Annotated in this window: 6 protein-coding genes and 1 pseudogene; 3 read left to right on the plus strand and 4 right to left on the minus strand. The window is 68.8% G+C overall.

Translation table 11 applies throughout. The features are described from left to right. Positions 1 to 30: 30 nt before the first annotated feature. Positions 31 to 1,449 carry a (Fe-S)-binding protein gene (locus PV410_RS19665; protein WP_500326201.1) on the minus strand — a complete coding sequence of 473 codons (1,419 nt, stop codon included), beginning with the start codon at positions 1,447 to 1,449 and terminating at the stop codon, positions 31 to 33. A 390-nt stretch (positions 1,450 to 1,839) separates the two neighbouring features. Between PV410_RS19665 and PV410_RS19670 the strand changes: the two genes are divergently transcribed. Beyond that, the gene (locus PV410_RS19670; protein WP_500326203.1) at positions 1,840 to 2,817 is read left to right on the plus strand and encodes a phosphotriesterase family protein; all 978 of its coding nucleotides are present in this window, start codon (positions 1,840 to 1,842) and stop codon (positions 2,815 to 2,817) included. Between the two features lie 21 nt (positions 2,818 to 2,838). On the opposite strand, the gene PV410_RS19675 is transcribed toward PV410_RS19670, so the two are convergent. Then, positions 2,839 to 3,789, minus strand: coding sequence for an AraC family transcriptional regulator (locus tag PV410_RS19675; protein ID WP_500326205.1), 951 nt, complete (start codon positions 3,787 to 3,789; stop codon positions 2,839 to 2,841). A 130-nt stretch (positions 3,790 to 3,919) separates the two neighbouring features. Between PV410_RS19675 and PV410_RS19680 the strand changes: the two genes are divergently transcribed. Further along, a complete protein-coding gene (locus PV410_RS19680) occupies positions 3,920 to 4,786 on the plus strand; it encodes an SDR family NAD(P)-dependent oxidoreductase (RefSeq protein ID WP_500326206.1) in 867 nt (288 codons plus the stop codon). 483 nt (positions 4,787 to 5,269) lie between these two features. Here the strand turns inward: PV410_RS19680 and PV410_RS19685 are convergent. Continuing rightward, a pseudogene (locus tag PV410_RS19685) lies at positions 5,270 to 5,527 on the minus strand (transposase); the annotation flags it as partial. Between the two features lie 164 nt (positions 5,528 to 5,691). Here PV410_RS19685 and PV410_RS19690 point away from each other — a divergent pair. Further along, complete coding sequence (locus PV410_RS19690) at positions 5,692 to 6,096, plus strand: type II toxin-antitoxin system PemK/MazF family toxin (protein ID WP_500326208.1); 405 nt, start codon at positions 5,692 to 5,694, stop codon at positions 6,094 to 6,096. Between the two features lie 135 nt (positions 6,097 to 6,231). On the opposite strand, the gene PV410_RS19695 is transcribed toward PV410_RS19690, so the two are convergent. Beyond that, on the minus strand, positions 6,232 to 6,597 hold a 366-nt coding region (locus tag PV410_RS19695), incomplete at its 5' end, for a transposase (RefSeq protein ID WP_500326210.1).

Here is a 6,597-nt window from a genome sequence, read left to right on the forward strand (position 1 = left end):
AAAGGCCACGATGGCGGGCGGGTCCGAAGATCAGTCGTCCGGCCCGGCACCGCCTGGCTCGCCATGCGCAGGGGATCCATCGCTCGGCGCATCGGCTGGGGGGCGGGTCATTTCTTCCAGGAGGAAGACGAAGGATTCGTACGGGCGGCCGGTGGCGTGCCGCAGTCCCATCTCGCACGTGCGGTTCGCCGACAGGTAGGCGTCGGCGGGGGTCCGGTCCAGGGCGGCCTTCTCGTCCCGTGTCGCGGATCGGACGAGTTCGGGGTGGAGGAGTCCTCTGTCGCCGGCCGTGCCGCAGCAGGTGGTGCCGACCGGTACGAGGACTTCGGCGGCGAGTTGTCCGGCGATGGCTTCCAGGGTCTTGCTCAGGCCCAGGTGCGCCGTCGAGCAGGTGGGGTGCACGGCCACCCGGTCCACCTGCCCGGTGACGGTCAAATGCGGGAGCAGGTCGGAGCACCAGGTGATCGCATCGAGAAGGGTGATGCGCTCGAGCCGGGCCCGGTGTTCGTCGTCGAGGTAGTTCTTGACGTCGTCGAGCAGGCCGTTGGTGCACGAGGCGGCGTCGATGACCACGGGAAGCGTGCCGTGTCCGCTCCAGGACCACAGGGCGTCGCAGGTGGTCTCGGCCATCCATGCGTGTCCGCGGCTGTAGCCCTTGCTGCTCCATGGGGTCGAGCAGCACTTGCCGGCCACGTCGTCGGGGATCCACAGCGGTTTGCCGGCTCGTGCCGAGACCTCGACCAGTGCGTGCTGCAGGGACGGGTGCCGCGGCATTCCGGGGTCGCGGCCGAAGATGCGGTTGACGCAGGCCGGGAAGTACACCGCCGCCGCTCCATGGCGGGATGTCGGCGGTGGCTTGCCCACCCCGGCGCGCGGCATCGGTCCCGGGACGGCCGGCATGAGTTCGTTGCTGATGGCGAGCCGCGCGCCGGCCGTGAGGCCCGTGAGGGCCTTCGAACCGACGGTTCGCTGCACGATGTCGGCGGCGCCCATGGCGGTACGGGCGAACTCCTCCACGGTCGCCCATCGCTGGGCGATCTTCAGCGCGACCTCATCGCGCTGCTCAGTCGATTCGTCCCGCCGGAATTCCTTGATCAGCGCGCCGGTGTTGATGTGGACGGGGCACAGGAGCGCGCAGGTGCCGTCGACAGCGCAGGTCTCGATGGCGTCGTACTCGTACTCCGCCTGCAACTGGGCCAGCAGCGGGGATCCTTCCGCCTGCCGGGCCATCTCCCTGCGCAGCACGATGCGCTGGCGGGGCGTCGTCGTGACGTTCCGGCTGGGGCAGACGGCCTCGCAGTACCCGCACTCGATGCAGTGGGTCGCGACGTCCTCGATGTCAGGGGTCGACTTGAAGGACTTGAGATGGATGGTGTCGTCGCGGGTGAGGACGACGTCGGGGGCGAGGACGCCGTACGGGTCGGCGAGTTCCTTGATGCGCCACATCATCCCGGTGGCCTTCTCGCCCCATTCGAACGCCCCACTCTCATCAACGTCGGCACGACTCCGGTCCGCGAGACGGCGTCCCGCCGTTCCTGACCGTTCGGGACCCATCGTCGCGGCGCTCCAAGAGGTCCGGGCCGCCGCACCGAGGAGCCGCCGCCCCAGCCCGGGCCGTTACGCCCGGGCCGTCCGGACTGTGCGTCCACGGGAAAGAAGTGTGCGCCGCCGCGAAAGACCTCTCCGGCGGGATGCCCCAGAGTGGACGGTGTGCCGACGGGCGGGCTGTGCCCGGGTCAGCGGTGCGGCCGGCAGGACCCACCACGACCGCGACCCCGTCTCGCACACGTCCAGCCGATGCCGATCGTGCGACAGCATGAGCCCGAAGGACTGACTTCCATGACTCCGCCCTCCCAAGTGCACACCGTCCGCGGCCCTGTGGCGGCCAGCGACCTCGGGACCGTCCTGATGCACGAGCATGTCTTCGTCCTGAGTGAGGAGTTCCGGCAGAACCTCCCGGAGACCTGGGACGAGGCGGAGCGCGTCGGCGACGCGGTCAACCGGCTGAAGGCCCTGGCGGCCCCGGGCGTCACCACGCTCGTGGACCCCACCGTGATCGGGCTGGGGCGTGACGTCACCCGGGTCGCGGCCGTGAACGAGCAGGTCGACATCAACATCATCGCCGCAACGGGCATCTACACCCTGGGCGACATCCCCCACTTCTTCCGCTTCCACGGCCCGGGAACGCTACTGGGTGGCGCCGAGGGGATGACCGAGCTGTTCGTCCGGGAGCTCACCGAGGGCATCGCCGAGACGGGGATCAGGGCCGCCTTCCTGAAGTGCGCTATCGAGGAGGAGCTCACCCCGGGCGTGGAGCGGGTGATGCGGGCGGTGGCGCAGGCACACCTGCGCACCGGCGCGCCGATCACCGTGCACACCAACGCGACCGCCCGCACCGGCCTGGTCGCCCAGGAAATCCTGCGGAGCGAGGGCGTGGGCCTCGGCGCCGTCGTCATCGGCCACAGCGGCGACACCGACGACCTGGGCTACCTGCACCAGCTGATCGACAACGGCTCGTACGTCGGCATGGACCGCTTCGGCCTCGACATCCTGCTGCCGGGCGACCAGCGGGTTGCGACCGTCGCCGCGCTTGCACGGGAAGGTCTGGCGGACCGCATGGTTCTGTCGCACGACGCGTCGTGCCACATCGACTGGTTCCCGCCGGGCGTGCGCGAACAGATCGCGCCGGACTGGCACCACACCCATCTTCACGACACCGTCCTGCCCGCACTCCGCCAGGCCGGCGTCACCGAGCAGCAGCTCAGTACCATGCTGGTCGACAATCCGCGCCGCTACTTCACCGCCCCGGGCGACTGACCCGCCGAGGTGGAAACAGGCTCACCCCAGGTCTGCCGTAGGGGCGAAGACGCCGTGTCTGGCATCACGGGGCGCCATGCCGAACTCCTGCCGAAACGCGGTACTGAACGACGCATGGCTGCCGAACCCACAGGAGTGAGCGATCTGCCCGATGGAATGCCCGGCCCAGCTCGCGTCGGTCAGTCGGGTCCGGGCCAGGTGCAGCCGTTCACGGCGCACGAGATCGCGCGGGGTCGTACCGGCTGCACGCAGCACCTGCTGGATGTAGCGGGTCGACCAGCCGAGCGCCCGTGCGATGTCGGCGACGTCGAGGTCGTCGTCGCCCGCGTGGCGGCGGACGTAGCGCCTGATCTCGGCCTCGACTGTGGCCCGCTGCCCCGTCGGCGCCGAATCGGTCGCGCCTTCCGCGGCGAGGCACACCAGGTCGAGCAGCCGCTCGCAGGCGACGTCGAAGGTCGCCTCCGAGAACTGTTCCCGCTCCTCCTGCAGCGTGGCCACCATCGTGCGGATCACCCGGCCCAGGCCGCTTGTCCCCTTGAGGGTCCGCGGCTCACGGGCCAGGGCCGGGTTGCGGTGGGCGACCTCATGCCCGGGCACGATCAGCGCGATCGACCGGAAGTCGTCGTCGTGTGCGAAGGTCACCGGCCGGTCCATGTCGCACAGTGCCATACGGCCCGGCTGGAGCTCCCCCGAGGACGTCCCTTGCTCCACCCAGGCAGTCCCGGCCAGGGGGACGAGCAGTTCGTGGGTGCCGCGGGGGTCAGCGGCGATGTGCCGGGCGTCCCGGACGACCGTCTCCTGGCCGCCGCTGCACAAGGCGATGGCGTACGTCCGGGACTGCTGGGCTTCCAGGAGTCCCCTCCATGGCGCCTCGCGGTCCATGACCGTGATGCGGCTCGCCCCGTGCAGACCGGAGAACGCCTCGCTCCAATCGCTCAGCGCCGGTGCGGACGCAGCAGTCCATCGGTACATGCGCCTTCCCATCGGCTGTGCCGGCAGCGGAAGCAACCACTTGGTCACCCCGCGACCGCGCCCTTGCGACACGTCGATGTTCACACGCCGCGGCAATCAGAAGTTACACCTTCACGGACATGCGCCACGCATGCAGCCAGAGAAACGGAGACCTTCCATGCCGAAAACCATCGTTGTCACCGGAGCCAGCGACGGTATCGGAGCCGCGGGCGCCCGCCGGCTGCACCGGGACGGCCACCGAGTCGTCATCGTCGGCCGCTCACCCGAGAAGACCTCGAAGATCGCCGACGAACTCGGAGCGGACCGCTTCCTCGCCGACTTCACCAGCTTGGCCGACGTCAGGAAACTCGCCGCGGACCTGGACGCCGCATACCCGCGTGTGGATGTCCTGGTGAACAATGCCGGGGGAATCTTCGGCGATCGCGAAAAGACCGTCGACGGCTTCGAGAAGACCTTCCAGATCAATCATCTGGCGCCGTTCCTGCTCACCAATCTCCTCATGGACAAGCTCCTGGCCGGCAAAGCATCGGTCATTCAGACATCCAGCGCGGGGGCTCGTCTGTTCGGAAAGCTCGACATCGACGACCTCGACCACGACCACGGCTACTCCGCTCACCGGGCGTACGGCACGGCCAAGCTGGAGAACATTCTTTTCACCAAGGAACTGCACGCCCGATACGCGTCCCACGGTCTGTCCGCTGCCGCCTTCCATCCCGGAGCCGTCGCCACCAACTTCGCCACCGGCAGCAAGAGCTTCATGCGCCCCATCTACAGCAATCCGCTCAGCCGGCTGGCCATGGTCAGCCCCGAGAAGGGCGCCCGCCAGCTGGTATGGCTCGCCGAGACCACTCCCGGCGTGGACTGGCACTCCGGTACGTACTACGAGAACGGCAGGCCCGCTCGACGCACCAACCCGCAGGCGGACGATTCCGACCTCGCCCGTCGGCTCTGGAACCGTTCCGCCGACCTCACCGGGTTGGACATCACGGCTCCGTGACGGCGGCCTCCCCCGCGGACCGGGGCCGGTCGATGGGTGCGGCGCCGGCGCCTGTCCGCCGCCGGAGTGAGCTGCACCCCGTCATCCGGCCGCCCCGGGTGACCGGCGCGGAGGCGTGGTCGCCGGGCTGCGGCAGAGCGCGGCGCGCGGCGATCTCCGACTGCTGAACCTCAACGATCCTCGTCGCAAAACCATGACCTCTTCCGCAGCGGCCTGTACGGGTTGCGCGGCCTCCTATGGCAGCCCGACCGGACTGCCTTCCGGGAATCTCTACGAGTAGGTGCCATGACCTTCGAAATCACCGAGTGGCTTGTCGACGGTAGTGGCTGGCCTGGGATCGGGCCTGGTGGCGGCGCCGCCAGTCGGACCCACCGAGCCGGTGGGCGGCATCGTGGACGGGTCGGACAACGAGTGTGATGAACAGGCGCTGGATCTCGTTGCAGGTGAGCGGAATGAGGGCATCGGGTGCGGGGCGGGTGTGCTCGTCTCGTCGACCACCAGTACCGCCTGGTCGTCGTGCAGGTGGTCCACCACGTAGTCACACACATCGTCGCGGACCCGGTCGGCGTCCCACTTGGCCCGCCCCAGCAGATGCTGCATGCCGTCCGGGGTACTCTCCCCGGCCCATTCGGCAATGGTCCAGCAGTTCTTGCGCGGCAGGTCCGACAGCAGTCCGAGCACCAACTTCCGGACCCGGAACCGGGGTTCGACCCGTGCGAACCGTCCCGCTATCCGGCTCATCAGGCCCTCGAACGCCTCCTGCCAGCGGGCAGGGTCTACGCTGTGGCCTCCGGCCACCGCGTGATCGTTTGTCTTCGCACACCGATGATCAACGGGTGGCCGCACCCGTCTCCACAGCGCGTCGGGGTCGCGCAGCGTCCGGCCGTCCTGTGTCAGGAGGACATGTGCAACGTGGCGAACTCTGGTGGGTGGAGTTCGACGAGCGGCGGCCGGTCGTGCTGCTGTCGGGAGACGACGCGTCCGGGATCCGGGTGATGCAGGTCGTCGCTCGGGCGGGTGTCGACATCACCGGTCTGGGCGTCGAAGTGGCAGTGGGCGCCGTGGAAGGACTGCCCTTTGAAGGCGTGCTTCGGTTCGCGTTCCCGCGTCCGGGCTTTACCCCTTGCACGTGGCTGACCACCGTGTCCCGGGACGACCTGATCGAGCGGGCGGGCGCCCTGTCCTCCGCGAAACTCAGCGAGATTGAGAACGCCCTCCGTCTCGGTGAGCAGGCGAAGGAGTGGACCCCGGCGACGACCGCGAAGCTCAGCGAGATAAGGAACGCCCTCCGTCTCGGTGGACTCGGGTAGGCGGAGAAGGAAACGAACGCCCGCGACGGGGTGGTCGGTCTCGGCCAGATGATCGACGCTGCCAGCTGCCTCCTCGGCGCCCCTCACGATCGAGATCACGAACTACGGCTGGAGTACTAGGACTTGTCCGGGCGATCATGTGCGGAGCCAGATGGCGAGTGCTGCTGCGGTGGCGGTGCCGAGGTAGACGTAGCCGCGCTTGTCGTATCTGGTGGCCACGGCCCGGTGCTGCTTGAGTCGGTTGATGGCTCGTTCGATGGTGTTGCGCTTCTTGTAGCGCTCTTCGTCGAAGGCGGGTGGCCGTCCGCCGCGTGAGCCTTTGCGCAGGCGGGCGGCCTGGGTGTCAGCCTTCTCCGGGATGGTGTGCCGGATTCCCCGGCGGCGCAGGTACTTGCGGATGGGTCCGTTGCTGTAGGCCTTGTCCGCGGCAAGGCTGTCGGGTTTCTTGCGGGGCCTGCCCGGGCCGAGCTTGGGAATGCGGATCTTGTCCAGCACCTTCGT

The sequence above is a fragment of the Streptomyces sp. PA03-5A genome (genome assembly GCF_033792725.1).
GTDB lineage: Bacteria > Actinomycetota > Actinomycetes > Streptomycetales > Streptomycetaceae > Actinacidiphila.